The sequence below is a fragment of the Streptomyces sp. NPDC050534 genome (genome assembly GCF_044457745.1).
Taxonomy (GTDB): domain Bacteria; phylum Actinomycetota; class Actinomycetes; order Streptomycetales; family Streptomycetaceae; genus Streptomyces.
This window is the reverse complement of record NZ_JBITHF010000006.1, coordinates 468,238-491,456: the sequence shown is the minus strand read 5'-3', so window position 1 is coordinate 491,456 and position 23,219 is coordinate 468,238. Positions and strand designations below refer to the sequence as shown.

The 23,219-nt window shown below is 70.4% G+C and carries 26 protein-coding genes and 1 tRNA gene; 17 read left to right on the top strand and 10 right to left on the bottom strand.

Translation table 11 applies throughout. The features are described from left to right. Positions 1-124 precede the first annotated feature (124 nt). Together ACIBN2_RS22390 and ACIBN2_RS22385 are read left to right on the top strand one after the other, a co-directional pair. On the top strand, positions 125-1,390 hold the full coding sequence (locus ACIBN2_RS22390) for a sensor histidine kinase (protein WP_399136517.1): 1,266 nt from the start codon (positions 125-127) through the stop codon (positions 1,388-1,390). After that, entirely contained in the window at positions 1,387-2,067 is a 681-nt protein-coding gene (locus ACIBN2_RS22385) for a response regulator transcription factor (protein ID WP_015659563.1), read from the top strand. The genes ACIBN2_RS22390 and ACIBN2_RS22385 overlap by 4 nt, the downstream gene beginning before the upstream one ends. 123 nt (positions 2,068-2,190) lie before the next feature. Here ACIBN2_RS22385 and ACIBN2_RS22380 read toward each other — a convergent pair whose 3' ends face one another. Beyond that, positions 2,191-2,862: a DUF461 domain-containing protein gene (locus tag ACIBN2_RS22380; protein ID WP_399136516.1), complete on the bottom strand. Its 672-nt coding sequence runs from the start codon at positions 2,860-2,862 to the stop codon at positions 2,191-2,193. A gap of 590 nt (positions 2,863-3,452) precedes the next feature. Between ACIBN2_RS22380 and ACIBN2_RS22375 the strand changes: the two genes are divergently transcribed. The 6 genes from ACIBN2_RS22375 (at position 3,453) to ACIBN2_RS22350 (ending at position 9,814) form a co-directional block, all read left to right on the top strand. Then, positions 3,453-3,935 (top strand): CarD family transcriptional regulator, encoded by a 483-nt coding sequence (locus ACIBN2_RS22375; protein ID WP_003953493.1) that lies wholly within the window; start codon positions 3,453-3,455, stop codon positions 3,933-3,935. Positions 3,936-4,208: 273 nt separating this feature from the next. Further along, positions 4,209-4,961 (top strand): 2-C-methyl-D-erythritol 4-phosphate cytidylyltransferase, encoded by a 753-nt coding sequence (ispD, locus tag ACIBN2_RS22370; protein WP_399136514.1) that lies wholly within the window; start codon positions 4,209-4,211, stop codon positions 4,959-4,961. Beyond that, positions 4,951-5,475 (top strand): 2-C-methyl-D-erythritol 2,4-cyclodiphosphate synthase, encoded by a 525-nt coding sequence (ispF, locus tag ACIBN2_RS22365; RefSeq protein ID WP_399136512.1) that lies wholly within the window; start codon positions 4,951-4,953, stop codon positions 5,473-5,475. Before ispD ends, ispF begins: the two co-directional genes overlap by 11 nt. A 112-nt stretch (positions 5,476-5,587) precedes the next feature. Next, positions 5,588-6,985, top strand: a complete 1,398-nt coding sequence (cysS, locus tag ACIBN2_RS22360; RefSeq protein WP_399136510.1) for a cysteine--tRNA ligase — start codon at positions 5,588-5,590, stop codon at positions 6,983-6,985. 99 nt (positions 6,986-7,084) lie between these two features. After that, complete coding sequence (rlmB, locus tag ACIBN2_RS22355) at positions 7,085-8,026, top strand: 23S rRNA (guanosine(2251)-2'-O)-methyltransferase RlmB (protein ID WP_399136508.1); 942 nt, start codon at positions 7,085-7,087, stop codon at positions 8,024-8,026. A gap of 144 nt (positions 8,027-8,170) precedes the next feature. Then, positions 8,171-9,814 carry a DoxX family membrane protein gene (locus ACIBN2_RS22350; RefSeq protein ID WP_399136507.1) on the top strand — a complete coding sequence of 548 codons (1,644 nt, stop codon included), beginning with the start codon at positions 8,171-8,173 and terminating at the stop codon, positions 9,812-9,814. Positions 9,815-10,005: 191 nt separating this feature from the next. Here the strand turns inward: ACIBN2_RS22350 and ACIBN2_RS22345 are convergent, their stop codons facing one another. The 3 genes from ACIBN2_RS22345 to ACIBN2_RS22335 all read right to left on the bottom strand — a co-directional run bounded on the left by ACIBN2_RS22345 (position 10,006) and on the right by ACIBN2_RS22335 (position 12,669). After that, complete coding sequence (locus tag ACIBN2_RS22345) at positions 10,006-10,737, bottom strand: NDP-sugar synthase (RefSeq protein ID WP_399136505.1); 732 nt, start codon at positions 10,735-10,737, stop codon at positions 10,006-10,008. A gap of 104 nt (positions 10,738-10,841) precedes the next feature. After that, positions 10,842-11,297, bottom strand: a complete 456-nt coding sequence (locus ACIBN2_RS22340) for a hypothetical protein (protein WP_399136504.1) — start codon at positions 11,295-11,297, stop codon at positions 10,842-10,844. Positions 11,298-11,532: 235 nt separating this feature from the next. Then, positions 11,533-12,669 (bottom strand): ABC transporter ATP-binding protein, encoded by a 1,137-nt coding sequence (locus tag ACIBN2_RS22335; RefSeq protein WP_393868872.1) that lies wholly within the window; start codon positions 12,667-12,669, stop codon positions 11,533-11,535. 217 nt (positions 12,670-12,886) lie between these two features. Here ACIBN2_RS22335 and ACIBN2_RS22330 point away from each other — a divergent pair. Then, a tRNA-Thr gene (locus ACIBN2_RS22330) sits at positions 12,887-12,960 on the top strand. Between the two features lie 53 nt (positions 12,961-13,013). Here ACIBN2_RS22330 and ACIBN2_RS22325 read toward each other — a convergent pair. Then, positions 13,014-14,438, bottom strand: coding sequence for a condensation domain-containing protein (locus tag ACIBN2_RS22325; protein WP_399136502.1), 1,425 nt, complete (start codon positions 14,436-14,438; stop codon positions 13,014-13,016). 304 nt (positions 14,439-14,742) lie between these two features. Between ACIBN2_RS22325 and ACIBN2_RS22320 the strand changes: the two genes are divergently transcribed. From ACIBN2_RS22320 to ACIBN2_RS22305, 4 genes are all read left to right on the top strand, one after another. Beyond that, on the top strand, positions 14,743-15,000 hold the full coding sequence (locus tag ACIBN2_RS22320) for a hypothetical protein (RefSeq protein WP_393868870.1): 258 nt from the start codon (positions 14,743-14,745) through the stop codon (positions 14,998-15,000). A 174-nt stretch (positions 15,001-15,174) separates the two neighbouring features. Continuing rightward, complete coding sequence (locus ACIBN2_RS22315) at positions 15,175-15,540, top strand: hypothetical protein (protein ID WP_399136500.1); 366 nt, start codon at positions 15,175-15,177, stop codon at positions 15,538-15,540. Between the two features lie 208 nt (positions 15,541-15,748). Beyond that, the gene (locus ACIBN2_RS22310) at positions 15,749-16,129 is read left to right on the top strand and encodes a hypothetical protein (RefSeq protein WP_399136498.1); all 381 of its coding nucleotides are present in this window, start codon (positions 15,749-15,751) and stop codon (positions 16,127-16,129) included. A gap of 98 nt (positions 16,130-16,227) precedes the next feature. Beyond that, entirely contained in the window at positions 16,228-16,605 is a 378-nt protein-coding gene (locus tag ACIBN2_RS22305) for a hypothetical protein (protein ID WP_399136496.1), read from the top strand. A gap of 119 nt (positions 16,606-16,724) precedes the next feature. Here the strand turns inward: ACIBN2_RS22305 and ACIBN2_RS22300 are convergent, their stop codons facing one another. From ACIBN2_RS22300 to ACIBN2_RS22290, 3 genes are all read right to left on the bottom strand, one after another. Next, positions 16,725-17,033: a hypothetical protein gene (locus ACIBN2_RS22300; protein ID WP_399136495.1), complete on the bottom strand. Its 309-nt coding sequence runs from the start codon at positions 17,031-17,033 to the stop codon at positions 16,725-16,727. Positions 17,034-17,270: 237 nt separating this feature from the next. Continuing rightward, a complete protein-coding gene (locus ACIBN2_RS22295) occupies positions 17,271-17,564 on the bottom strand; it encodes a hypothetical protein (protein WP_393868865.1) in 294 nt (97 codons plus the stop codon). A 149-nt stretch (positions 17,565-17,713) separates the two neighbouring features. Beyond that, positions 17,714-18,187: a hypothetical protein gene (locus tag ACIBN2_RS22290; RefSeq protein ID WP_399136492.1), complete on the bottom strand. Its 474-nt coding sequence runs from the start codon at positions 18,185-18,187 to the stop codon at positions 17,714-17,716. Positions 18,188-18,537: 350 nt separating this feature from the next. Between ACIBN2_RS22290 and ACIBN2_RS22285 the strand changes: the two genes are divergently transcribed. Together ACIBN2_RS22285 and ACIBN2_RS22280 are read left to right on the top strand one after the other, a co-directional pair. Further along, positions 18,538-19,287 carry a hypothetical protein gene (locus ACIBN2_RS22285; protein ID WP_399136490.1) on the top strand — a complete coding sequence of 250 codons (750 nt, stop codon included), beginning with the start codon at positions 18,538-18,540 and terminating at the stop codon, positions 19,285-19,287. A 74-nt stretch (positions 19,288-19,361) separates the two neighbouring features. Beyond that, complete coding sequence (locus ACIBN2_RS22280; RefSeq protein ID WP_399136488.1) at positions 19,362-19,649, top strand: hypothetical protein; 288 nt, start codon at positions 19,362-19,364, stop codon at positions 19,647-19,649. A gap of 14 nt (positions 19,650-19,663) precedes the next feature. On the opposite strand, the gene ACIBN2_RS22275 is transcribed toward ACIBN2_RS22280, so the two are convergent. Then, the gene (locus ACIBN2_RS22275; RefSeq protein ID WP_399136487.1) at positions 19,664-20,167 is read right to left on the bottom strand and encodes a GNAT family N-acetyltransferase; all 504 of its coding nucleotides are present in this window, start codon (positions 20,165-20,167) and stop codon (positions 19,664-19,666) included. Between the two features lie 10 nt (positions 20,168-20,177). After that, complete coding sequence (locus ACIBN2_RS22270) at positions 20,178-21,101, bottom strand: aminoglycoside phosphotransferase family protein (protein ID WP_399136485.1); 924 nt, start codon at positions 21,099-21,101, stop codon at positions 20,178-20,180. Between ACIBN2_RS22270 and ACIBN2_RS22265 the strand changes: the two genes are divergently transcribed. Continuing rightward, on the top strand, positions 21,100-21,756 hold the full coding sequence (locus ACIBN2_RS22265) for a rhomboid-like protein (RefSeq protein WP_399136483.1): 657 nt from the start codon (positions 21,100-21,102) through the stop codon (positions 21,754-21,756). The two genes, ACIBN2_RS22270 and ACIBN2_RS22265, sit on opposite strands and share 2 nt — an antisense overlap. A gap of 10 nt (positions 21,757-21,766) precedes the next feature. Continuing rightward, positions 21,767-23,173, top strand: a complete 1,407-nt coding sequence (locus ACIBN2_RS22260; RefSeq protein WP_399136481.1) for an NAD(P)/FAD-dependent oxidoreductase — start codon at positions 21,767-21,769, stop codon at positions 23,171-23,173. Positions 23,174-23,219: the final 46 nt, after the last annotated feature.

Here is a 23,219-nt window from a genome sequence, read left to right as displayed (position 1 = left end):
CGCGTCGTTTTCCGCCATCCCAAATGAATCAATACTGGCGCCAAGGTGAACTCTGGGCGACGAGTGTTCGAGGTCGCACCCGGACGGCTGTGGGGATGTCCGACGTCATGCCTAACCTGGGGGCATGGACGTGAACGCGGCGGTCGCCGCAGCGGCAGCGATCGCCGGGGTGCTCACCGGTGTGATCGCCATGCTGGCGTTCCGCTGGAGCGAGCGGGAGCAGAAGCGCCCCACGCGTACCTCCCTGCACACCGACCCGGTGCTTCCGCCGGGAGTGGACACCGTCCTGTCCGTGCTCCGGTCGTCGGCCGTCGTGCTCGACGAGGCCGACGCCGTCGTCAAGGCCAGCTCCGCGGCGTACGCCCTGGGACTGGTCCGCGGCGGCCGGCTCTCGGTCGAGCCGATGCTGCAGATGGCCCGGGACACCAGGCGGGACGGGGAGATACGCCAGGTCGAGCTGGACCTGCCGCGGCGGGGGACCGGACGGGGCGAGGCTCTCGCCGTCTCCGCGCGCGTCGCCCCCCTCGGTTCCCGGCTGGTGCTCCTGCTGGTCGAGGACCTCACCGAGGCCCGCCGCATCGAGGCGGTACGGCGCGACTTCGTCGCGAACGTGAGCCATGAGCTGAAGACTCCGGTCGGCGCCCTCTCCCTGCTGTCGGAGGCCGTCATGGACGCCGCCGACGACCCGGAGGCGGTCGAGCGCTTCGCCGGCCGTATGCAGATCGAGGCCACGCGGCTCACCAACCTGGTGCAGGAGCTGATCGACCTCTCCCGGGTGCAGAACGACGACCCGCTGGAGGACGCCGAGCCCGTCCGCGTGGACGAGCTGGTCGCCGAGGCGATCGACCGCTGCCGCCACCAGGCCGGCGCCAAGCAGATCACCATGGCCGCCGGCGGCACGGCCGACCTGCACGTCTGGGGCAACCGGGGTCAGCTGGCCGCCGCCCTCGGCAACCTGGTCGAGAACGCCGTGAACTACAGCCCGGCCCGCACCCGCGTGGGCATAGCCGCCCGCCAGGTGACCGCGCCCGGCGGCGAGCACATCGAGGTGGCCGTGACCGATCAGGGCATCGGCATCTCGGAGAAGGACAAGGAGCGCATCTTCGAGCGCTTCTACCGCGTCGACCCCGCTCGCTCCCGTGCCACCGGCGGTACGGGCCTGGGGCTGGCGATCGTCAAGCACGTGGCCGCCTCGCACGGCGGGGAGGTCACGGTGTGGAGCTCGGAGGGTCAGGGCTCCACGTTCACCCTGAGGCTGCCGGAGGCGGGGGCTGCCCGCGACCGCGCGCACCAACATCCCGACCTGGACGATCTCGACGACGAGGCCGGCCGCACCACCCCCCAGTCATCCCCGTACGAACCGCTTCCCGCCCCGGAGGTCCTTCCGTGACCCGAGTGCTTGTCGTCGAGGACGAGGAGTCCTTCTCCGACGCCCTGTCGTACATGCTCCGCAAGGAGGGCTTCGAGGTCGCTGTGGCGACCACGGGCCCCGACGGACTCGACGAGTTCGAGCGCAACGGCGCCGACCTCGTCCTCCTCGACCTGATGCTGCCGGGCCTGCCCGGCACAGAGGTGTGCCGCCAGCTGCGCGGCCGTTCCAACGTTCCCGTCATCATGGTGACGGCCAAGGACAGCGAGATCGACAAGGTTGTCGGTCTCGAAATAGGAGCTGACGACTACGTCACCAAGCCGTTCTCCTCGCGTGAGCTGGTCGCCCGCATCCGGGCCGTCCTGCGCCGCCGCGGCGAGCCGGAGGAGGTGACCCCGGCGGCCCTGGAGGCCGGCCCGGTCCGCATGGACGTCGACCGCCACGTGGTGACGGTCTCCGGCTCCAAGGTGGACCTCCCCCTCAAGGAGTTCGACCTCCTCGAGATGCTGCTGCGCAACGCCGGCCGCGTGCTGACCCGTATGCAGCTCATCGACCGCGTCTGGGGCGCCGACTACGTGGGCGACACCAAGACCCTCGACGTCCACGTCAAGCGTCTGCGCGCCAAGATCGAGCCGGACCCGGGCGCCCCGCGCTACCTCGTCACGGTCCGCGGCCTCGGCTACAAGTTCGAGCCGTAGACAACCCCGGGCGCACCGCACGGCCCGCCGGAACACCGAAGGGCGGGACCTCCTGGAGAGGTCCCGCCCTTTTCGGCCACGGCGGCCGCATCGTCCTGCGACGACACGGCCGCCGTGGGTCTGCTACCGGCCGGAGGCCGTCGCGCTCGCGGAGGCCGAGTCCGTCGGGGTGGCCGAGGAGTTCGGGGTGTTCGCGGGGGACGCTGCCGTGCCGGTCGGGCTGGGGGAGCCCGTCGCGGTCTTGCCCGGCTTGGCGGTGGGGGTGGCGGGAGCCGACGGGATCTCGCTCGGGCCCCACTGCTTGAAGTAGCTCTGGGCCGGGACCACGAAGGCCTGCAGGCTCACGTCACCGGTCTTGCTGAAGGTGAAGGTGACCTTGCGGACGCTGCCGTCCTGGACCGCCTCGCGGCCGTTGGGCAGTACGGCGCTGGCGTTGCCCTTGCCGCCGATCACCACGGAGCCGTGTGCCGGGACGACGAGCTTGCCGCCGCCCTTGGCCGGCTTGACCTGGGCGGTCGCGTTGACGTTCGGCAGAGTGATCGAGTCCACGGTCTGCGCGGCGTCACCGTTGTTGAAGAGGGTCGCCGAGACCACGGCCGGGCCGGTGGCGTTGATGTCCGGCTGCGTGACGACCAGCGCGTTCTGGACCTTGATGTCACCGACCTTCACGGCTGCGTTGTCGGGCTTGACCTGCAGGGTCTGGGCGTCACTGCCGGCGCCGCACGCGGCGAGCGAGGCGATCGAGAACGCGATGGCGGAGGCGGCGAGTGTGCCGCGTCGAAGGCTGCTGCTCACGGCGGCGGCAACTCCTTGACTCGAGCGTGGCGACCGGTGGAGCCGCCCCAAGTGTCTGTCAGTGGCCCACAGGTTACCGAGCCGTTCCCCGCCCGCCGCACCCGACCCTCCCTCCGGGCGCCGGGATCGCTCACGAGGGGGAGAGCACTCGCTCGTCCGCCATTCACATAAGCCGCTTCGGCATACCCCGTACGGCGGGCCGCGAAATTTCCCCGCGGGAATACTCGATCGCCCCGGAATTGATCACGCCGGGGAACAACGGGCGACGTGGACGGGGCCACGTGATCAATTCCGGAATCGACGCGGAAGCGTCTCCCGGCACCGAACGGAGTAGCGGAAGTCGCACATCTGGAACCAGACATATGCGGACGTTCGTCCCCTTGGAAGGGCCTCCGGATGTGTGTAACGTACGCGTTTCTCCTCCCCCGAAGAGCCGCTCCGACCTGCGAATACCTTCTTCCGCCGGCGACGCGAAGCACGTTCCTGTTGCTGTTGTCAAGCCCCGAGATATGCCCTGACCTGCGAAAACGCCATTCAGAACCCGCCGATTCCGTGTTACCCTGGATAGCCACGGAAGGGGTACCTGTCACATGACGTTCAAGGTTGGCGACACCGTGGTCTATCCCCATCACGGGGCCGCGCTGATCGAGGCCATCGAAACTCGCCAGATCAAAGGCGTGGACAAGACCTACTTGGTGCTGAAGGTCGCCCAGGGTGACCTGACGGTACGTGTGCCAGCGGACAATGCGGAGTTCGTCGGCGTACGTGATGTGGTCGGTCAGGACGGGCTGGACCGGGTCTTCGAGGTGCTGCGCGCGCCGTACGCCGAGGAGCCCACGAACTGGTCGCGTCGATACAAGGCAAACCTGGAGAAGCTCGCCTCGGGCGATGTCATCAAGGTCGCGGAAGTGGTGCGTGACCTGTGGCGTCGTGAGCGTGAGCGCGGATTGTCCGCCGGTGAGAAGCGGATGCTCGCCAAGGCCCGCCAGATCCTGGTGAGCGAACTCGCCCTCGCGGAGAACACGAACGAGGACAAGGCCGAGGCCCTGCTCGACGAGGTTCTCGCGTCCTGAAACTGACGTAGGCGCAAGCCCGCTTCAGCACTCAGTACATCGAAATGCCGCGGTGCCCGATGACGTATTTTTTGTCGCCGGGCGCTGCGGCATGTTCGCACTCGGACGCCATGCCTACAGCTACGTTCGGAAGAGGGGCGGTGCCCTTTACTGGCGTGCCGGGCCCGGGCTGCAGGCTGACCAGGGTCACGGAAGGGTCCGGTCAAGGCGTCGCGCCCGGCACTTCCCAGGCCATACCCACGCCTGGACGGCACACAAACCTGACAGGAACCGATGTCTGACGATTCGCGCCCTTCGCCTACGGAAGCCCGCACGGCTGCCGTGATTCCGGCCGCCGGACGGGGCGTACGCCTCGGCCCGGGCGCCCCCAAGGCTCTCCGCGCGCTGGGCGGCACCCCCATGCTCATCCACGCGGTGCGCGCGATGGCCGCGTCCCGCGCCGTCTCCCTGGTCGTCGTCGTGGCGCCGCCCGACGGCGCCGCCGAGGTCAAGTCGCTCCTCGACGCGCACGCGCTGCCCGACCGGACCGACTTCCTCGTGGTCCCCGGCGGCGAGAGCCGCCAGGAATCCGTGAAGCTCGGCCTCGACGCGCTGCCGCCCGACTACGACATCGTGCTGGTGCACGACGCCGCGCGGCCCCTGGTGCCGGTGGACACGGTCGACGGCGTGATCGAGGCCGTACGGGACGGGGCGCCGGCCGTCGTGCCCGCGCTGCCGCTCGCCGACACCGTGAAGGAGGTCGAGCCGGCGGCGGTCCCGGGCGCCCCCGAGCCGGTGGTGGCCACCCCGGTGCGGTCCCGGCTGCGCGCGGTGCAGACGCCCCAGGGCTTCGACCGGGCCACGCTGATCCGCGCGCACGAAGGGGTCACCGAGGACGTCACCGACGACGCCAGCATGGTCGAGCGGCTCGGCACCACGGTTCTCCTCGTGCCCGGCCACGAGGAGGCCTTCAAGGTCACGCGCCCGCTGGACCTGGTCCTGGCGGAAGCGGTCCTGGCCCGCAGGAGGCTCAACGATGGCTTCTGAGGCGTCCGATCCGCGGCCACCGGCGGCTGCGCCCGTGCTCCTGCCCCAGGTCGGCATCGGCACCGACATCCACGCCTTCGAAGAAGGCCGCGAACTGTGGTGCGCGGGCCTGCGGTGGGAGGGCGAGGGGCCGGGCCTGGCGGGCCACTCCGACGCGGACGTCGTCGCGCACGCCGCGTGCAACGCGCTGTTCTCGGCCGCCGGACTCGGCGACCTGGGGCAGCACTTCGGCACCGGGCGCCCCGAGTGGTCCGGCGCCTCCGGCGTCACGCTGCTCACCGAGGCCGCCCGGATCGTCCGCGAGGCCGGCTTCCGGATCGGGAACGTCGCCGTACAGGTCGTAGGGCCCCGTCCGAAGATCGGCAGGCGCCGGGACGAGGCGCAGAAGCTGTTGTCGGAGGCGGCGGGGGCACCGGTCTCCGTGTCCGGCGCCACGACCGACGGCCTCGGGTTCCCGGGCCGCGGCGAGGGCCTGATGGCGGTCGCGACGGCCCTCGTGGTGCGGGTGAGCTGATCGTGCGCGGGGCCGAGGTGGGCGGCACGAGCATCGCGGGCGATGTCACGAAAGCGTCCGCCTTGACGTGAAGGTCGCAAGGCACTACCTCACGCCCACTACCCTTGGAGACGTGACCATTCGCCTGTACGACACCAGCGCCCGGCAGATCCGTGACTTCTCCCCGCTCAAGCCGGGTTGCGTCTCGATCTACCTGTGTGGCGCCACCGTGCAGGCGGCCCCGCACATCGGGCACATCCGCTCCGGGCTCAACTTCGACATCATGCGCCGCTGGTTCGCGTACCGCGGCTACGACGTGACGTTCATCAGGAACGTCACGGACATCGACGACAAGATCATCGCGAAGGCGGCGGAGCAGAACCGCCCCTGGTGGTCGATCGGTTACGACAACGAGCGCGCCTTCAACGACGGTTACACCGCGCTCGGCTGCCTCCCGCCGACGTACGAGCCGCGGGCCACCGGCCACGTGACCGAGATGGTCGAGATGATGCAGGGCCTGATCGAGCGCGGGCACGCCTACGCGGCCGAGGGCAACGTCTACTTCGACGTGCGCTCCTTCCCCGGCTACCTGGAGCTGTCGCGGCAGGAGCTCGACAACCTCCAGCAGCCCTCCGGCACCGGCGAGTCCGGCAAGCGCGACCCGCGTGACTTCGCCATGTGGAAGGCCGCCAAGCCCGGCGAGCCGACCTGGGCGACCCCGTGGGGCCGCGGCCGTCCCGGCTGGCACCTGGAGTGCTCGGCGATGGCGCACAAGTACCTGGGCACCGCCTTCGACATCCACGGCGGCGGTCTGGACCTGATCTTCCCGCACCACGAGAACGAGATCGCCCAGGCCAAGGCCTACGGCGACGAGTTCGCCCGGTACTGGGTGCACAACGCCTGGGTCACCATGGCCGGCGACAAGATGTCCAAGTCGCTGGGCAACAGCGTCCTCGTCAGCGAGATGGTCAAGCAGTGGCGCCCGATCGTGCTGCGCTACTACCTCGGCACCCCGCACTACCGCTCGATGATCGAGTACAGCGAGGAGTCGCTGCGCGAGGCCGAGTCGGCGTTCGCGCGCATCGAGGGCTTCGTGCAGCGCGTGGTGGAGAAGGCCGGCGCCGTCGAGCCGTCCCCCGAGGTGCCGCTCGCCTTCGCCGAGGCGATGGACGACGACCTGGGCGTGCCGCAGGCCCTCGCGATCGTGCACACGACGGTCCGGCAGGGCAACTCCGCCCTCGCCGCCGACGACAAGGAAGCCGCCGTGGCCCGCCTCGCCGAGGTGCGCGCCATGCTCGGCGTCCTCGGACTCGACCCGCTGGACCCGCACTGGGCCGGCGAGGCCGACCGCGGCGAGGATCTGCACGGCGTCGTCGACAGCCTCGTACGCCTGGTCCTGGACCAGCGCGAGGCGGCCCGCGCCCGCAAGGACTGGGCGACCGCGGACGCCATCCGCGACCAGCTCAACCAGTCCGGTCTGACCATCGAGGACAGCCAGCAGGGTCCGCGCTGGAGCCTCGGCCCGCGCTGAGCCCGGCCGCCGAGCAGAAGATCGATTGTGCCGCCCGGCCCTCCGGGCGGCACACTTCATAGACGTACGCACTCCCGCTTCACGACAGACAGGTAGGTCATGGCCACCAACAACCGCCGCATGTCCGGCAAGAAGGGCGCGCAGGTCGGCAGTGGCGGCCAGCGGCGCAAGGGCCTGGAGGGCAAGGGCCCGACCCCGCCCGCCGAGATGCGCAAGGGGCACAAGAAGAACCGCGTCGCCAACGCCAAGGCGAAGCAGACGGCGCGGCGTCCCGCGCCGCGCGGCCGCGCCGGCAGGTCCTCGTCCGAACTGGTCGTCGGCCGCAACCCGGTCGTCGAGGCGCTGCGCGAGGGCGTGCCCGCCTCGACCCTCTACGTCCAGCAGTTCATCGACAACGACGAGCGGGTGCGCGAGGCGCTGCAGCTCGCGGCCGACCGGGGCGGCATCAACCTCATGGAGGCGCCCCGCCCCGAGCTCGACCGCATGACCAACGGCCTCAACCACCAGGGGCTGGTCCTCCAGGTCCCGCCGTACGAGTACGCCCACCCCGAGGACCTGGCGAGCGCCGCCTACGACGACGGCGTGGACCCGCTGATCGTCGCCCTCGACGGCGTGACCGACCCGCGCAACCTCGGCGCCGTCGTCCGCTCCGTCTCCGCCTTCGGCGGCCACGGCGTGGTCGTGCCCGAGCGGCGCGCGGCCGGCATGACCGCGGGCGCCTGGAAGACGTCCGCCGGTGCGGCCGCCCGTACGCCCGTCGCCCGCGCCACCAACCTGACGCGCGCCCTGGAGGCGTACAAGAAGCAGGGCATCGCGGTCGTCGGCCTCGCCGCCGACGGGGAGGCCGAGATCGGCGACCTGGCGGCCCTGGGCGGCCCGGTCGTCATCGTCGTCGGCAGCGAGGGCAAGGGCCTGTCCCGCCTCGTCGGCGAAACCTGCGACTTCCGTGTGCGCATCCCGATGCCGGGCGGCGCCGAGTCGCTGAACGCGGGTGTGGCCGCGGGGATCGTTCTGTACGAGGCGGCCAGGCGGCGCGTCTGACGCGGCCGGGGCCGACGCGACCGAACACGCGTCGGTACCGTCACCCGTGCGGGTCGAACTGGGCGTCAGGGGACGAGATTGACGCGGTCCGGACACATCCGGCACGAGTCAAAGCAGTGTCCTAAACGACCGTCACTCGGTTAGATGAGTGTGGACACCAGAACACCCCGCACACCCACGGGGGACGGCCCGTCGGGAATCGATGACGCTCCCGCGCTGAGCATGGTGAAGGTGCCGAGCGACCCGGCGCAGGTGATCGTCAACCATGCGAGCTTCCGCGTGATGCTGGGCGCCTCGACGCGCGCCCAGTCGCCGCGGATCGCACGGCACTTGAGCACCTCCCAGGAGGGCGCCCGCCAGCCGGTCGTCGGCACCGCGGCGGGCAGAGCGGGGGCCGCCGCGGGCGCCCGGCGCCGGCCCGTCGTGTGGAGCGGCAGGTCCGCCCCGGACGACACCGGCGCGCACCGCCTGCTCCAGGCGGTACGGGGCGGCAGCGTCCGGCACGGCGAGGAGACGTCCGCCGACGCGGGCGCCACCCAGGTCATCCCGCGCGTCGGCGCCGGCGGCTACGACGAGGTCTACGACGGGCTCGACGCGACCGTCGAGACCCCGATCGTCGGCGCCCAGCGCAAGCACCGGGACGACGATCCCAGCGGTACCCGCCTCCTGCCCGCCATGCGCACCGTCGGCAGCGCCTACGACGAGGAACAGGCCTACGGCGCCGAGGAGTTCGCGGACTTCGACGAGTCCGGGGAGGCCGCGGGCACCGACCAGCCGGCCAGGCGCCACGGCGACGACCCGGCCCGGCACGCCTACTACCCCGGCCGCCGGATGAACCTCGGCGTCGTCCTGCTCCCGCTGCGCATCTTCCTCGGCTTCATCTCCATCTACGCCGGCATGGGCAAGCTGTGCGACCCCGTCTACTTCGACGGCGGCAAGCGCGGCTCCATGGTCAAGTGGCTCAACACCCTGCATCCGTGGGAAGTCGCCGAGCCGCTGCGCCAGTTCGCCCTGCACCACCCCGTCGGCTCGGGCCTGGTCATCGCCTTCGCGCAGGTCGTCGTGGGCGTCCTGACGGTCCTGGGCTGCTGGCAGCGCGTGGCCGCCGTCTTCGGCGCCCTGCTCTCCGCCGCGCTGATCGTCACGGTCAGCTGGAAGACCGTCCCCGCCTACGACGCCCCCGACATCATCTACCTCGCCGCCTGGTCCCCGCTGATCATCGCCGGCGCCCCCGTCTACTCCGTGGACGGCCGCCTCGCGGGCAACGCCTGGCGGCGCCTCGGCCCGGGCTCCGACATCTGGGAGCTGCGCCGCTACGTCCTGCGCCGCGGCGCCCTCGTCACGGCGGTCGTGACCGGCATCACGCTGCTCATCGGCTCGCTGCTCGGCGGTGCGGTCCGTGACGCCGACCGCGTGACCGTGCCGGGCCCCGGCGAGGCTCCGCGCAACGAGCTGCCGGGTTCCCCGCTCCCGCACACGCCGGGCGCGCGGCACAGCCACTCGCCGTCGGCCTCGAACTCGCCCACGCAGGGCGCCACCGCCGGCTCCACCCCGTCGGGTGCGGCGGCCACGCCGGGCGCCACAGCGACCGGCGGCAGGCCCAGCCAGAGCCAGAGCACGGCGGGCCAGGCCCCGCCGCAGCAGTCCTCGCCGAGCGGAGGCGCTCCCAGCACCAGCGCCGGTCCCACCTCGGGCGGCGGCGCGGGCGGTACCGGCTCGACCGGCGGCACCGGCTCCGGAGGCTCCTCCTCCGGCGAGCCGGGCCTGGTGGGCGGCCTGTTGGGGTAGCCGAGCCGGTGGGCGGCATCCTGGGCACCCTCACCGGCTGACTCACCGGGTCCATACGAAGGGGCCCCGCACACAGAGTGCGGGGCCCCTATCGACGTACGGTCCTTCAGCGCCCCGTCAGGGGCGCGGGGAACTGCGCGCCCAGCCACACCCGACCCGCAGCCGAAGAACAACCGCTCCCCGGTGAACTGTCAGCGACCCAGCGCGGCCAGCTCCTTCGCCGCCTCGGTCAGATCCTTCGCCGTGTCGATGGCACGCCAGTACGCGCCCTGCGGGATCGTGAAGCCGGCCAGCCGGCGCTCACGCGCCAGATGCGGGAAGGTCGTCCGCTCGTGATCGCCCCGCTCGGGGAGCAGCCCGGCGAACCCGGGCGAGAAGACGTACACACCGGCGTTGATCTCGAACGTCGACGGCGGCGCCTCGATGAAGTCCGTGATGTGCCCGAAGCCGTCCGTCTGCACCGCGCCCCAGGGCAGGCGCGGGCGCGCCAGGGCGAGCGTGGCCGCCGCGTCGCGCTCGGTGTGGAAGTCCGCCATGTCGCGCAGCGAGAAGCGGGTCCAGATGTCGCCGTTGGTGGCGTACCAGGGCTGTTCCGGGTGCGGGAGGTGGGCGGCGGCGTACTTCAGCCCGCCACCGCGCCCGAGGGGCTCCGTCTCCACGACCGTCGTCACCTTCACCGGCAGGTCGGTGGAGTCCAGCCAGTCCTGCAGCACCTCGGCGAGATGGCCGCAGCTGATCACCACGTCGGTCACGCCCTCTTCGGCCAGCCAGGCAAGCTGATGGCCGATGATCGGAGTCCGGGTACCGGGTATCTCGACCATCGGCTTGGGCCGGTCGTCGGTGTAGGGGCGCAGCCGGGAGCCCTGGCCACCGGCCAGGACGACGGCTTGAACGGGGCGGGAGGCGGCGTTCGGATCGGTCATGACCGAACTGTACGGCGCCTCCCGCTCACGTCCGGAGCCGGAAGCCCTTCCTTAATCAGCCGTTACCCTCCTCCGAACCGGCCGCGGGGGAGGAGGGACGGGGGTCAGATGTGTGCTGCCGCGACACCGGAGGCGAACGAGGTGTCGCAGACGGGGCGGGCGTAGGACTGGGCGCGGGTGGGGCCGTAGACACGGACCGCGGCGCGGCCCACGGCGCGGGCGATGGACGCGCAGTGCCTGGCGAGCGACGGGCGCTCCGCCACGGCCTGCTGGAGGTGCGTGAGCACCACGCCCGGATCGTCCTCCTGGAGCTCGGCCAGGAGCCTGTCGCGCAGCACGTCCTGGGGGGCGCGGTGGGCCGCCTTGGCGTCCTTGGCGATGTCGGTCGCGTCCGAGGCGGTGAGGACCGAGTTGGACGGGCTTCCCGTCCAGTTGACTCGGGTGACCGCGAGGGTCCCGGAAAGCACCAGGACGACGGGCAGGACGAGGGCGAGCGTGCGGCCGATACGGCGGGCGGGGCCCCGGCCGCATCGCGTCTGTCGGTTAGTGGAGTGCTTCACGCGAGTGAGAGTAGCGCCAGGTGATGATTTGGCGACATTTAGTCACCGTTTCGGGGGACGAAGAACCGCCTCGCACGGGGTACGGGGTTGACGCACGCTGCTCGAAATGACCGGTCTGCCGGGGTATTTGTCGACAAGAAAAAGGGCCCCGCGGCTGTTCGCGGGGCCCTCTTCGTCAACCTGGGTGAATTTTCCGGGATGGGTGCCTCGGCGGTTGCCGTTCGGCCCTGCCGCCTCAGTCGGAGAGGCGCTCGCCCGTGGACGTCGAGAACACGTGGGTCTCGCCCGGCCGCGGCACGACGTGCAGCGTGGCGCCCTTCTCCGGCACCCGGCGGCCCTCGACGCGGACGACGAGGTCCTTGCTCTCGCCATCGACCTGAGCGGCGCCGTACACGTATCCGTCGGCGCCGAGCTCCTCGACGACGTTGACGGAGACCGCGAGACCGGCCGGGGCGTCCTCGGTGTCCTTCGTCAGCGAGGACGCGGCGGCGCCGTTCTCCTCGACGATGTCGAAGTGCTCGGGGCGGACGCCGACGGTGACCGTGCGGTCGCCCTTGTCGGCGGCGGCCTTCAGGGCGTCGCGGTTGACCGGGACGACGCTGTTGCCGAACTTCACGCCGCCGTCGGTGATCGGCACCTCGACCAGGTTCATGGCGGGGGAGCCGATGAAGCCGGCGACGAAGAGGTTGGCCGGGCGGTCGTACATGTTGCGCGGCGAGTCGACCTGCTGGAGCAGACCGTCCTTGAGCACGGCCACGCGGTCGCCCATCGTCATGGCCTCGACCTGGTCGTGGGTGACGTAGACGGTGGTGATGCCGAGACGGCGCTGGAGCGACGCGATCTGCGTACGGGTGGAGACACGGAGCTTGGCGTCGAGGTTGGACAGCGGCTCGTCCATGAGGAAGACCTGCGGCTCACGCACGATGGCGCGGCCCATCGCGACACGCTGACGCTGACCACCGGAGAGCGCCTTCGGCTTGCGGTCCAGGTACTCGCTCAGGTCGAGGATCTTCGCGGCCTCTTCGACCTTCTTGCGGATGTCCGCCTTGTTGACGCCGGCGATCTTGAGCGCGAAGCCCATGTTGTCGGCGACGGTCATGTGCGGGTACAGCGCGTAGTTCTGGAACACCATGGCGATGTCCCGGTCCTTCGGCGGCAGGTGGGTGACGTCGCGCTCACCGATGCGGATGGCGCCGGCGTTGACGTCCTCGAGCCCCGCGAGCATCCGGAGCGAGGTGGACTTGCCACAACCGGACGGACCGACGAGGACGAGGAACTCGCCGTCCCCGACCTCGATCTCCAGTCCATCGACGGCGGGCTTCTCGGTGCCCGGGTAGATCCGGGTCGCCTTGTCGAACGAAACAGTGGCCATGGTGAATGGGCCCCCTTCTACCGGCAGGAACGTGCCGGACGATCCGTTGTAGGAAGGTGGTGGTGTAGTCCACGAGAGTGAACTGGCTCAGGACGGTACCTGGCGTTCGCCTGATCTGTCAGCACCTGTGGGGTGGTGAACTTCGCGGAAATTTTCGACAGGGGGCCTCTGGGACCTGGGTACACTGCACGGGCACGTACGCGAAGCGGGCGTGCAGGCCTCCTTAGCTCAGCTGGTCAGAGCGCCGCTCTTGTAAAGCGAAGGTCGTCGGTTCGAATCCGACAGGGGGCTCCTCCGACGGCAGGCTCGCCCCCTCGCGGGAGCGAGCCTGCCGTGCGTCGCGGTCATCCCGCGAGATCCTGCGGCGCGAGTTCGCCGGCCCGCTGCTCGCGGGCCACGGTGACGATGACGTCCCGCAGCCGCTCGACGTACAGCCGCATGTTCTTGTACGCGGCGTCGGTGTCGGGGTAGCGGCAGGTGAACCACAGGCCCTCGTGGAGCCGGTTCAGCCAGACGCACACCTGGTCGCCGTACGACACCCTGACCAGCCCGTAGGCCGTCAGTTCCGCCCAGCGCTCCGAACCGGGGATGCCCCGTGCGTCGACGAACGAGACGATCGAGTACAGGTCGGGCGAGGTCGGCCGGAAGTCCGCGCCGAGCAGGCGCAGCACCCGGGCCAGCGGCATACGCGCAAGCGACCGGTTGCCCTGCAGTTCGGTGCGCACCGTCTTGAGGGCGGTGAGGAAGTCGGGTGCCTCGTCCGCGGCGACCTCGATGGGCGCTCCGCCGACGTACCAGCCCACGGAGTTGCTCCACTTGGACTTCACCCGCGTGTGGAACGGCACGACGGCGCGGTAGACGGGCTGGCCGCCGATCTCGTGGACGATGAGGCTCGTGGCGGCCAGGATGCCGACGAGGCTGCCGCCGAAGGGCCGGCAGTACGACTCGAAGGCCGCGGCGGCGTCCGCGTCGACGAGCATCTCCCGCATCAGCTTCTGCGTGGGCAGCGTGCCGCCGGGCTCAAGTCCCAGATCCACGGGGAAGTTGGGCAGTTTCCCGTCGCACCGCTGGATGAACTCCCGCCAGCGGCCGACGATCGCGTGGGTGCCGTCCATGCGGTCCGCGTCCGCGCGCTCGATCTCGCAGAAGTCGACGTAGCTGCCGACCGGCGGCTCCTCGACGGGGCGGCCCTCCAGGGCGGCCGCGTAGAGCCCGTGGATCTCGGCGGGGATGCGCTGGATGGAGTAGGCGTCGACATTGCTGTGGTCGAAGCCAATGTACACGCTGGTGCAGTCGTCCCTGATGACCGCCGCGTAGAGGAAGTTGGGCCAGTTCAGCGCGTTGGCGCCGTCGTCGAAACGGTCCTGGAGGTGCTGGACGAGCCGGTCCGCGTCCGGGAAGTCGCCGACCTCCTCGCGGTGCAGTGACACGGCTTCGGGGTCGAGGGTGAAGCGGTGCATCTCGTCGCCCTCCCAGCGGAAGCCGCTGCGCAGCGTCTCGTGCCGCAGCGTCCAGCCGCGCAGTGCCTCCTCCAGCGCGTCGAGGTCGACCGCGCCCGGGATGTCGAAGGCGGTCCCGAGCCAGGTCGGCACGAACAGGCCGTCCTCCCGCACGGAGCGTGCGGTCCTGATGTGTCCTTCCTGGACGTACGCCGGCGGCCGGGGGTCGGCCGGGAGATCCGCCGCGGCCGCGACCGTCGCCGGACTGAGCGCCCACTCGACAAGCCGTCCGGGCCGGACCTCGCAACGCTGGATGTCGGTCATTCGCACGGGCGTCTCCGTTCGCAGTTGGAGCCCGAATGGGGCGGGACCCGATCAAGGGAATGCCGCGACCGCGAAAGGAGATACCCGGAACATGATGTGTTCCCACTTTTGAGTGGATTGAGTGATCGGCGGTTGTGAGCCAATCGGTCTGCCGGGCATCCCGTAGCGCTTATCAAGGCGCATATCCCCGGCCCTGGTACGGACACGGGCTTTTCGACGGTGCGGGAATCACCTTTTGTAACTGATAGTGTTCGTCCAGTCACAGTAGGCAATCAGCCTCGACTTAAGGCAATCAAGGACCGAGGGTTCCATGCGCAAGCTTCAGAAGGCCATGATCGCAGCGGCAGTGGCGGCCGGCGGCCTGTCCGCAATCGGCGCCGGCGCCGGTACCGCCTCCGCCCACGGCTACGGCTACGACGATGCGCCGAAGCCGACCGAGCACTACCGCCCCTACCAGGAGTGCAGCCCGCAGACGGCGGCCGAGGGCGACCTCCCGGTCAGCGTGCTGGGTCTGTCCGAGACCTTCGACACCACTTGCGGCCAGTTCAACAACGCCTTCACCGGCTGACGGCGGCCGCCAGGTCCTGCGCGACGCTTTCCGCGGGCCCCTCGGGGTCACCCCCGAAGGGGCCCGTCCGTGTGTGGCGGCCCGGAGTGCGAGGTCGCTCAACCCCAGGTCAGCCCTTCACTTCGTCAGCGAATCGGCCCCGAACGGGCGTCCCTCACAAAGGAAACGGATCACATGTTCAGTAGGAAGAAGATCGCGGCCGTCTCGGGGCTCATCTGCGGCCTCGCTGTGACCGGTCTCGGCGTCACCCCGGCGCATGCCGCCGCGGGTCCGGGCACCTGCACCCTCGACCTCCAGGGCAACGTCACCTGCGTGCAGAAGATCACCGGTCAGATGGCCGAGGGCGAGCGGTTCGCCGTCCCGCGGTCGACGACGTGCGAGCCGATCCAGCCCATGCAGCTGCCGGTCATCCCCCTGGTGAACAACGGGTCCACGCGGATCGGTCCCGAGGTGACCTGTACTCCCGACGGTGCTCCGGCGCCCGTCAAGAACGACAAGAGTGACGACGGTTTCGAATTGCCCGGTGGCCTGCTGGGCTGACCCCCTTTTCGTGTGACGGACGGCCGGTATTCGGGGTGACCCGGACCGGCCGTTCTTCATGGTGATAAATGGAAAAAATGTTTATCGCCATAAACCGACACGGCACATAGAAGGCCCCGAAGATCCCAAATGACTACGTTGCGTCTGTATATGCTCACATTAAGTAGTCAAACCAGGGCTTCACGCCCAGTCAGGGAAGGGTCTCACTATGCGCAAGTTTCAGCGGGCCGCGGTCGTAGTCGCAGCGGTCGCGGGGCTGTCCGCTATCGGCGCCGGCGTCAGCTTCGCCGACGGCTTCGGTGGGGTCACCGCGGTGGCCTCCTCGCAGGCCAACGCCGTGGCCACCAGCGCTGCCCCGTACGGTCCGCAGGCCGCTCCGCAGGCGGCTCCGTACTTCGCGCCGACGAACGGTTTCAACTACGCGCCGCAGATGGGCTACTTCGCCGCCCCGCAGGCCGCTCCCCAGGCCGTCCCGCAGGCGGCTCCCCAGGCGGCTCCCCAGGCGGCCCCGCAGGCCGTCCCGCAGGCGGCTCCGCAGATGGCTCCGCAGGCCGGCTACGGCTACGCGGCCCCCTACGGCGGCCAGTAAGGCAGCGCCGCACACCCTCACACAGCACCGGCAGCCCGGACGCGCGAAAACCCCTCGGGGTGCGCGGCCGGGCTGCGGCAATTGCAAAGGAACACAGCATGCTCAGTCGAAGGACCATCGCAACCGTCTCGGGGCTCCTGGGGAGCCTCGCCGTGATCTACGTGGGCGGCGCGCAGGCGCACGCCGACCAGCCGCCCGGCGACTGCAAGACCAGCGCCGAGGGGGAGACGACCTGCGTGCACAAGAGCGAGGTCGTCCACAAGAACAAGAACGGCACGTTCATCGTCAAGCAGGACCAGAAGTGCTCCACCGCGGCCCGGCCGCGGCTGGTGCTGCCCGACGACGAGGCGCTGAGCGCGGGGACCACGGAGGTCGGCCCGGTGGTGGACTGCTCCAACGCCGCGCCCCTGCCCAAGAGTTTCAAGCGCCCCCACGTCGACCGCCCGCACATCCAGCGTCCGCACATCGAGTTCTGACGCACCGTCGAAAATGCCGGATCGGGGACGGTTCCCGATCCGGCATTTCGGCTTTCCGGTGACGCCGAAACCTCGGTGCCCCGGCCGCATGGCCGGGGCACCGAGGAAGGGTTTCGACCTTACTTGCCGACGCTGTTGTTGCAGCCCATGTTCGAGCCCAGCGAGGTCTGCTGCGCTCCGGCGTTGCCCTCGCCGTTGAGCAGGTTGCCGCCCAGGCCGTTCAGGATGCCGACCTGGCCGAGGACGTCGACGTTGGCGTCGTGCGACCGGCAGGTGGTGCTCTGCAGGACGCTGAAGCTGGAAGTGCCACGGTGCCCGTCTTCGCCCGAACCCCAGCCGCCCTGATCGGCGTGGGCGGCGCCGGCACCCATGAACCCGACGCTGCTGATGGCAGCGACCAGGACGGCAGCCTTGCGAAGCTTGTGCATGTCATCTCCGGTGGAGTGAAGTGGATGCGATCTGTGACAGATCGACTTCGTGCAGTTACGGAGGCTAATACGAAATATCAATGCAAAACCGCGCGGCGCGCCGAATTCGGTCAAGCCTCACCGCCTTGGGCGATGGCAATGAATGACCGGCGCACAAACAAGGGGTCCCGGCTCCGAGTTGTCCTCGGTGCCGGGACCTGATTCCCGTTCACGGTCGCGTGCGACCGCCCACGTGAATTAGAAGGCGCTGTTGTTGCAGCCCATGCTCGAGCCGATGTGCGTGTCCTGCGCACCCGGGTTGCCCTCGCCGTTGAGGGCGTTGCCCAGCAGGCCGTTGAGCAGGCCGACCTGGCCGAGGACGTCCAGGTTCAGGTCGTGCGACTTGCAGTTGGAGCTCTGCAGCACGCTGGTGCGCTGGTCGCCGCCCTGGCCGCCGTGGCCTCCCTCTCCTGCCTGGGCGGTGCCGGCACCGACGAGTCCGACGGTGCTGATGGCGGCGACCAGGACGGCAGCCTTGCGAAGCTTGTGCATGTCATCTCCGGTGGAGTGAAGTGGTTGCGATCTGTGGTAGATCGACTTCGTACAGTCACGGAGATTAATACGAAATATGAGCAAATCGGGCAGCGACGCGCCGTGTTTTGTGATCGTGTCGTGGAAGTGGCGCCGGAGGTGCGGCGGTTCTAGTGGGCCTTGGCGAGGGCGTTCGCCTGGCTGTTGCCCTGGCCGCAGTTGACGCCCTTGGTCTCGGCGGCGGCGAGCAGCGCGACGGGGAGGTTCGCGTTGAGCAGGTTCTGCGGGCTGCACTCCTGGTAGGGGCGGAAGAGGTTGTTCTGCTCCACCGGGGCGGACTGCCCCTGAGCGGCCGGCTGCGGGGTGAGCTGGGGGCTGAGCTTGGGGTTCACCTGCGGGTTGAGCTGCGGGCTGACGTCGGCACCACCCGTGGGGGCGGCCAGGCGCTGCGGCGCGGGCGAACCGGTGGTGTGCGCGGTGGCCTGCGAACTGGTCCACGACGCGGCCTCACTGCCCTGCTGCGGGGCGGGCGGTGGCGCGGCGTTGTACGCGGCGGGGGCGTCGGCGAAGCTGGGGACGACGCCGATGGCGGACAGGCCCCCGGCGGCTGCTGCGACGAGCGCGACGTGCTGGAACTTGCGCATGGAACCCTCGGCCCTTCATTGACCTGTGCATGGAACGTGCAGAAATGCTGGATGCACCATTGCTCTGGCCCTGTGGCAACGACATAACTCCGGCCCCCGTCACGGGAGTCGGGGAGTGTCACCCGTTTGCCGAAGAGGGTGAATTATCGGTCTGGTAATCCGATCAATGCCAAACGGGTGACGGGGTTTTCGACCCCGTGACCGGCTCGCCGGAAAGGTCGTTGCCAGCGGGGAGAGGGCAGTTGGGCGTCTACCGGAGAGAGGGACATCGGGATCCGCTGTCGGCTCCGGCGCGACTGCACTTAATACAACGGATTTCCCTGCACTGGTATTGAAGGGCCGAGGGTTCCATGCGAAAGCTTCACAAGGCCGCACTCGTCGTAGCGGCGGCCGGCGGTCTGTCCGCCATCGGCGCCGGCGTCAGCCAGGCCGACACTATGGGCGGGTACTACCCCGGTTCCGCCCCTGCTCCGGCTCCGTACTATCCGGCACCTCAGGCCGCGCCGGCGCCCGCTCCCCAGTACTACGCTCCTCCGGCGCCCCAGTACCAGGCGCCCCCGCAGTACTACGCGCCCCAGGCGCCCGCCCCCCAGTACTACCCGGCTCCCCAGCAGAGCGCCCCACAGGCCGCGGCCGCGACCACCGCCGCGGGCAGCGCGCAGGCCGGTCCGCAGTACGCGCAGCCGGCGGCGATGCAGATGGCTCCTCCGGCCCCGCCGCAGATGGGTCAGGCCTCCGCCTTCGCCTCGTCGGGAGGTGCCGCGCAGGCCGGGCAGCCGTCGTACAGCGCGCCGCAGCAGGCCGCCCCGCAGCAGGCCGCTCCCCAGCAGCAGGCGCCGCAGGTCGTGCCGCAGGTCGCCCCGCAGACCTCGCCTCAGGTCGTGCCGAAGGTGGCTCCGCAGGTCGAGATGCCGCAGGTCTTCAACCCCGAGCCGGCGCCGCACGTCGCGCCCCAGGTGAACCCGCAGGTCAACCCCGAGGTGAACCCGCTCATCAACCCGCTGATCTCGCCGGCCAGTGCGCCGCAGGTGCCCGGGCTCGGACTCGGGCAGGTCGCGGCGCCTCCGGTCGGGCAGTTGGGTCTGCCGCGACTGGGCTGACGGCCCGTCCATAGTCGTCCACCGTCCCAACCCGATCTGCTGCAGATCACTTCCGCTCGATCAATGGAGAAGAAATGCGCAAGCTTCAGAAGGTGGCTCTCGTGGGGGCCGCCGTCCTCGGCAGCCTCGGTTCCCTCGGTGCCGGTCCCGCCTTCGCACACGGTGAGGCGGGGGCGCACGACGGCGGCTTCGACATCTCGCAGGGCATCGAGTGCCGTTCGCACGACATGAACGTCGACGTTCTCGGCAGCGTCGGCGCCCTGAACGGCGTCCTGGGCAACGCGCTCAACGGCGAGGGCAACCCGGGTGCGCAGGACCACCACCTCGGTTCCGACATGGGCTGCAACAGCAAGGCCCTCTGAGCAAAATGCCCAGGTCAGGAGTGATCCTGCCTGGGCTTTCGCACGTTCCGGCCCAGTTCCTCGAGCGGCGCGTCCGTCAGCCGGTACACCGTCCACCCGTCCTGCGGGCGGGCGCCGAGGGACTCGTAGAAGGCGATGCTCGCGGCGTTCCAGTCCAGGACGGACCATTCGAGGCGCTCGTAGCCGCGGGTGACGCAGATGCGGGCCAGTTCGGTCAGGAGGGCCTTGCCGTGGCCGGCGCCGCGGGCGGTGGGGCGGACGTAGAGGTCCTCGAGGTAGATGCCGTGGACGCCGCGCCAGGTGGAGAAGTTCAGGAACCACAGCGCGAAGCCGACCGGGTCGCCGGTGGTGTCGTCCTCGGCGAGGTGCGCGAAGGCGGCGGGGTGTTCGCCGAAGAGTGCCTCGTGGAGCTGGGCCTCGGTGGCCTTCGCCTCGTGCGGGAGCTTCTCGTACTCGGCCAGTTCCCGGATCAGGGCGTGGATGACGGGGACGTCGGCGGGGGTCGCGGTGCGGATCATGCCGCCGAGGCTAGCCGGAGTGGTCGCGCAGGCGCCGGGCGATCTCCAGCCGGCGGGGTTCGGCCGGCCGGCCGTCCTCGACGTCCCAGAGAGTGTTCTCCAGGAGGCGGCCCAGGGTCCAGGCGCGGGCGCGGGCGCGATCCAGGCCGAGGACGTCCGTCATGGCGTCGAAGCGCCAGCGGACCTCGTCGGCCTCGAAGCGGTTGGCGATCGCCGGCCACAGTTCGAAGCCCGGGTCGCCGGCCAGGGGTTTGGGGTCGATGGCGAGCCAGGGGGCGCGGTCCGAGGCCAGGACGTTCCCGTCGTGCAGGTCCCAGTGCACAAGGCGGTCGCCGGGCTCGTCCACGACCTCACGTACGGCCGCCGCGCAGTCCGCGACCAGGCGGCGGGTTCCGGTGTCCGGGATGCGCTCCAGCGCCCAGGGGGTCCGCTCCAGCATGGCCCGCGCCATGTCACCGAGGCGGCGCATGCCCTGCGGGGCCGGGGTGGCGTTCAGACGGGCGAGCAGGCGGGCGATGACCAGGACGGCCTCGCGCGTGCCGGGGAGCTGAGAGAGCATGCGGGTGTGGTCGAGTCGTTCCAGGAGCATGGCATGGGTCGTCCTGTCGTGGTCGAGCAGGCGGACCGCGCCGTCGCCGTCCCACCGGCGCAGGGCGGCGGGCTCGCCCTCGCTCTCCTCGTCCCGCAGCTGAAGCTTCAGCACGGCCGGGGTGCCGTCGGCACGGAGCACGGGCAGGACGAGGGCGGTCATGCCGTGCATGGGACGGCCGTCCAGCCGCAGCTCCCACCGCTGGAGGAACTCCGCCGCGAGGTCCGGCAGGCCGGTGACGAAGGCCCGTCCCGCCTCCCCGTTGCACCTCTCCTGCGCGGCCGCCAGCTCGCTCGGGATGTCGATCACGCGGGCGACGATACCGACATGGGTGAATCGGCTCATGCGAGGTGACCGGCGGCTCGGAGAGAAGGCGTGGGCGTACGTCCGCAGCGCCCCCGGCACGTACATCTGGCTGGCCATCCTGTTCGTCACCACCGTCGCGCTGCACCACATGTCGCCGGAGTTCGAGCAGGACTTCCTGCGGCAGCGGTCCACCAACATCCATGAGCTGTCGAACGATCCCACGCGGGTGCTGGTGCAGAGCGCGATGTGGATCGACGGCGGGGACTGGGTGCCGTACGCCGTCCTCTACACCGTCTTCCACGCGCAGGCCGAGCGCTGGCTGGGGACGCTGCGCTGGCTGATGGTGTGCGTGGCCGCGCATGTGCTGGCCACGCTGATCAGCGAGGGTGCGCTGCTGAAGGCCGTGCGGGACGGGATGGTGCCGTACTCGGCGGTCAACACCCTGGACATCGGGGTGAGTTACGCGCTGGCGGGGGTGGCGGCGGTGCTGACGTACCGGATCGCCTCGCCCTGGCGGTACCCGTATCTCGCGGTCGTGCTGGTGCTGTACGGGGGTCCGCTCGCCTCGACGCCCACTTTCACCGACTTCGGGCACTTCCTCTCCGTGGTGGTCGGGCTGGCCTGCTATCCGCTGGTCAGAGGGCGTGGAGAAGCATGGAATCCGAAGGAGACATGGGCCGCCCTGAGGGGTTAGCTTTCCGGCCATGAGCAGCTCGGCGAAGAGTGTCGTGAACGGCGGGATCTCCTTCTGGTACGCGGACGACGGGCTCCCGGCGGTGCGGCAGCCGCTCGCCGGTGACGCCGCCGCGGACGTCGTGATCGTGGGCGGCGGGTACACGGGCCTGTGGACCGCGTACTACCTGAAGAAGACCGCGCCCTTCCTCAGGATCACCGTCCTTGAGCAGAAGTTCTGCGGATACGGCGCCTCGGGGCGCAACGGCGGCTGGCTGTACAACGGGATCGCGGGGCGCGACCGGTACGCGAAGCTGCACGGCCACGAGGCCGCCGTACGGCTGCAGCAGGCCATGAACGACACCGTCGACGAGGTCGTCCGGGTCGCCGCCGAGGAGGGCATCGAGGCCGACGTCCACAAGGGCGGGGTGCTCGAAATCGCCACCACGCCCGCGCAGTCGGCGCGGCTCAAGGCGTTCCACGAGCACGAGCTGTCGTACGGCGAGAAGGACCGTGAGCTCTACGGCGCCGGTGAGGCGGCCGAGCGGATCCGGGTCGCGGACGCGGTCGGCGCGAGCTGGACCCCGCACGGGGCGCGGCTGCACCCGGCGAAGCTGGTGAAGGGGCTGGCGGCGGCCGTCGAGGCACTGGGGGTGACGATCCATGAGTCGACGCCGGTGACGGAGATCCGGCCGAAGCACGCGGTGACGCCGTACGGGACGGTGCGGGCGCCCTATGTGCTGCGCTGCACGGAGGGGTTCACCGCCGGTCTCAAGGGGCTGCGGCGCACCTGGCTGCCGATGAACTCCTCGATGATCGCGACCGAGCCGCTCACCGACGAGCAGTGGGAGTCGGTCGGCTGGGCGGGCCGCGAGACGCTGGGCGACATGGCGCACGCGTACATGTACGCGCAGCGCACCGCCGACGGGCGGATCGCGCTCGGCGGGCGCGGGGCGCCGTACCGCTACGGGTCGCGGACCGACAACGACGGGCGGACGCAGGAGGCGACCGTGGAGGCGCTGCGGGAGATCCTGGTGCGCTTCTTCCCGTCCTTGGCCGGTGTGCGGATCGCGCACGCCTGGTCCGGTGTGCTCGGGGTGCCCCGGGACTGGTGCGCCACGGTGACGCTGGACCGGACGACCGGACTGGGCTGGGCCGGCGGTTATGTCGGCTCGGGCGTGGCCACGGCGAACCTCGCGGCGCGCACGCTCACGGACCTGGTGCAGCTCGACTCGGGGCAGGGCGGGCCCACCGGGCTGACCGCGCTGCCCTGGGTCGGGCACAAGGTGCGCAAGTGGGAGCCGGAGCCGCTGCGCTGGCTCGGCGTGCAGGGCATGTACGCCACCTACCGGGCGGCGGACCAGCGCGAGCGGCGCACGCACGGCGCCGAGTCGTCGAAGCTGGCGCGGTTCGCGGACCGGGTGGCCGGGCGGCACTGACATCTGGCGGTGCAAGGGGAGGGGTCCGCGGTCCGGTGGGCCCCTC

Bases quoted from the DNA above. Each gene is read 5' to 3' on its own strand.
- ACIBN2_RS22375 (WP_003953493.1), top strand. From the start codon at position 3,453: ATGACGTTCAAGGTTGGCGACACCGTGGTCTATCCCCATCACGGGGCC.
- ACIBN2_RS22315 (WP_399136500.1), top strand. From the start codon at position 15,175: ATGTTCAGTAGGAAGAAGATCGCGGCCGTCTCGGGGCTCATCTGCGGC.
- ACIBN2_RS22260 (WP_399136481.1), top strand. From the start codon at position 21,767: ATGAGCAGCTCGGCGAAGAGTGTCGTGAACGGCGGGATCTCCTTCTGG.
- ACIBN2_RS22280 (WP_399136488.1), top strand. From the start codon at position 19,362: ATGCGCAAGCTTCAGAAGGTGGCTCTCGTGGGGGCCGCCGTCCTCGGC.
- ACIBN2_RS22390 (WP_399136517.1), top strand. From the start codon at position 125: ATGGACGTGAACGCGGCGGTCGCCGCAGCGGCAGCGATCGCCGGGGTG.
- ACIBN2_RS22290 (WP_399136492.1), bottom strand. From the start codon at position 18,187: ATGCGCAAGTTCCAGCACGTCGCGCTCGTCGCAGCAGCCGCCGGGGGC.
- ispF (WP_399136512.1), top strand. From the start codon at position 4,951: ATGGCTTCTGAGGCGTCCGATCCGCGGCCACCGGCGGCTGCGCCCGTG.
- ACIBN2_RS22265 (WP_399136483.1), top strand. From the start codon at position 21,100: ATGCGAGGTGACCGGCGGCTCGGAGAGAAGGCGTGGGCGTACGTCCGC.
- ACIBN2_RS22310 (WP_399136498.1), top strand. From the start codon at position 15,749: ATGCGCAAGTTTCAGCGGGCCGCGGTCGTAGTCGCAGCGGTCGCGGGG.
- ACIBN2_RS22320 (WP_393868870.1), top strand. From the start codon at position 14,743: ATGCGCAAGCTTCAGAAGGCCATGATCGCAGCGGCAGTGGCGGCCGGC.
- ACIBN2_RS22350 (WP_399136507.1), top strand. From the start codon at position 8,171: ATGAGTGTGGACACCAGAACACCCCGCACACCCACGGGGGACGGCCCG.
- ACIBN2_RS22270 (WP_399136485.1), bottom strand. From the start codon at position 21,101: ATGAGCCGATTCACCCATGTCGGTATCGTCGCCCGCGTGATCGACATC.
- ACIBN2_RS22300 (WP_399136495.1), bottom strand. From the start codon at position 17,033: ATGCACAAGCTTCGCAAGGCTGCCGTCCTGGTCGCTGCCATCAGCAGC.
- ACIBN2_RS22295 (WP_393868865.1), bottom strand. From the start codon at position 17,564: ATGCACAAGCTTCGCAAGGCTGCCGTCCTGGTCGCCGCCATCAGCACC.
- ACIBN2_RS22275 (WP_399136487.1), bottom strand. From the start codon at position 20,167: ATGATCCGCACCGCGACCCCCGCCGACGTCCCCGTCATCCACGCCCTG.
- ACIBN2_RS22305 (WP_399136496.1), top strand. From the start codon at position 16,228: ATGCTCAGTCGAAGGACCATCGCAACCGTCTCGGGGCTCCTGGGGAGC.
- ACIBN2_RS22335 (WP_393868872.1), bottom strand. From the start codon at position 12,669: ATGGCCACTGTTTCGTTCGACAAGGCGACCCGGATCTACCCGGGCACC.
- ispD (WP_399136514.1), top strand. From the start codon at position 4,209: ATGTCTGACGATTCGCGCCCTTCGCCTACGGAAGCCCGCACGGCTGCC.
- ACIBN2_RS22285 (WP_399136490.1), top strand. From the start codon at position 18,538: ATGCGAAAGCTTCACAAGGCCGCACTCGTCGTAGCGGCGGCCGGCGGT.
- ACIBN2_RS22345 (WP_399136505.1), bottom strand. From the start codon at position 10,737: ATGACCGATCCGAACGCCGCCTCCCGCCCCGTTCAAGCCGTCGTCCTG.
- rlmB (WP_399136508.1), top strand. From the start codon at position 7,085: ATGGCCACCAACAACCGCCGCATGTCCGGCAAGAAGGGCGCGCAGGTC.